Raw genomic sequence first — 2,246 nt, 5'->3', positions numbered from 1 at the left:
TTTTAGAATACATATTTTAGAAAATCCTGTCGCTGTAGTTACATTAATGAATGTAATTTCAATTAGAAACATAACACACTTCTTAAGGGTCACAGCTGTCATGAAATGGATTATCGATCTCAATACTCGACTCAAACTTTCACTATTAATTATTCCTCCACTGTTAATCTGTTTAATTTATGGTGGCATGTTTGTGCACAATAAATATGAAATACAAACAGAGCTTAATACGGTACTTTCGTTAAGTGAACTGGCCGTTATCAACAGCGCCCTAGTACATTAATTACAAAAGGAGCGTGGCATGAGTGCAGGTTTTCTGGGCTCTAAAGGTCAATCATTTGCTCAGGATTTACCTCAGCAACGCTCAATGACAGACCAACAAGTGTCTAACTTTTCGAGTATTCCAGCTGCAGATCACTTTCCTGCAAAAATCAGTTCAACATTAAGACAAATAGACTCGCAATTACAACAACTTCAAAGTATCCGCCGCTCAGTAGATAATCTAAGCATCTCAGTGGCTGAAGAAGTGAAATATTATTCAGATTTAAATAAAACCCTATTATCCGTGGTTGATGAAACCGCTATGCAAAGTACCATCAGTGAGTTGTCTTTGAAACTCGCTTCATTCGGGGCGTTTTTACAACTAAAAGAACGTGCGGGTATTGAGCGAGCGGTATTAAGTTCGACCTTTGGACAGCAAGGTTTTAAAGCGGGTGGTTATGCAAAATTTGTGACCTTAGTGGCTGAGCAAAATACCTATGCTGAACGCTTTAGCACTATGGCGACAGATTTGGTATTAACGCGGTTTGAACAAGATAACCGTTCAAAAGAAGTTAATGCTGTTAATGCCATACGACAAATTGCATTTTCACAAAATGCTGAAGAGATTAAAAATCAACATCCTGAAGTTTGGTTTAAAACATCCACTAACCGAATTAATCTATTGGCTAAATTTGAACAATACCTCGCCACCGAACTTGTAACACTTACCCAGCACAAATTGAGCACGGCTAGTCAACAAATGTGGAGCTCGCTCATTGCATTAACGGTATCGGTATTATTACTAGTTTGGCTAAGTCTATCGGTCTCTAGATATTTAAGTCGCAGTTTAAATCAATTATTTAATAAGGTTAGCCATGCTGGTAATAACTTTGATTTGAGCACGAGAATTGATCACGACTCAACCGATGAGTTTGGTGAGCTAGCGAAAGCCTTCAATGGGATGATGGCAGATTTTGAAACTGTGATTACTCAAGTGAGACACAATGCCAGCCAGCTGGTTAATGTGGTTGAGCAAGTTAATAGCTATGCAAGCAGCATGAGACAAGATATTGAACAAGGCCACTTAGAAGCTGAACAGGTGGCGTCAGCGATGACTGAAATGAGCGCAACCGTTACCCAAATTGCCGCTAATGCTGTACAAGCATCCGATGCATCAAGCTCCGCCAATAAAGAAGCCAATATCGGTAATATTGGCGTATCAAAAACGGCGGTGTCTATTAAGCATCTTGCTGGTGAAATTAATGACGCTTCAACGGCGATAAAGACTTTAGATCAAGATGTGCAATCCATTGCTAGCATTTTAGAAGTGATTAGTGCGATTTCAGAGCAAACTAATTTGCTAGCGTTAAATGCCGCTATTGAAGCGGCAAGGGCGGGTGAGCAAGGCCGAGGTTTTGCGGTGGTAGCCGATGAAGTGAGAACCCTCGCCCAAAGAACACAGTCTTCAACAGACGATATTAAACGCATGACTGAACGTTTAAAATCTGGCGCTCAATTAGCGGTGCAAACCATGGAACGTGGTATGGTTAGTGCTGATGAGAGTGTTATTGAAGTTGAACAAGCGGGTAATGAATTACAGCAAATAGTGGCAGAGATAGATACCATTGACAGTATGAATCAGCAAATTGCATCAGCAACACATGAACAAGCGGCAGTGGCCGAAGAGGTAAATCGCAATGCCATGCAAATTAGTGAAATATACAGTCAAACTCAAAACGTTGCGACTGCTTTAAGTCAGCTCAATGAAACCTTATTAGAAGACGCAGCGGCAATGTCTGAGCAAGTACAAAAGTTTACCTTAAGCTAGAAATACGCAGATATTCCCTCGAGCCGACAATTTTTATTGTCGGCTTTTTTTTGTATCCGTAAGATACATTTTTCGGCATAATGTTTATCATTTGTTTGCTAACTGTGTCCTATTTGGTCGCAGGTTAAGCAGGCGCTAATTATAAAATTGTATATTT

The 2,246-nt window shown here is 40.1% G+C and carries 1 pseudogene; it reads left to right on the top strand.

The features are described 5' to 3' along the window. Window positions 1-100: 100 nt before the first annotated feature. Window positions 101-2,089: pseudogene (locus tag BCU91_RS08165) on the top strand (methyl-accepting chemotaxis protein). The last annotated feature ends 157 nt before the right edge of the window (window positions 2,090-2,246 follow it).

Origin of the sequence: Shewanella sp. 10N.286.52.B9, from assembly GCF_002873635.1 — a bacterium.
Taxonomy (GTDB): Bacteria; Pseudomonadota; Gammaproteobacteria; order Enterobacterales; family Shewanellaceae; genus Shewanella.
The sequence above is the reverse complement of the archived record's forward strand: the minus strand, read 5'-3'. Positions and strand labels throughout refer to the sequence as shown.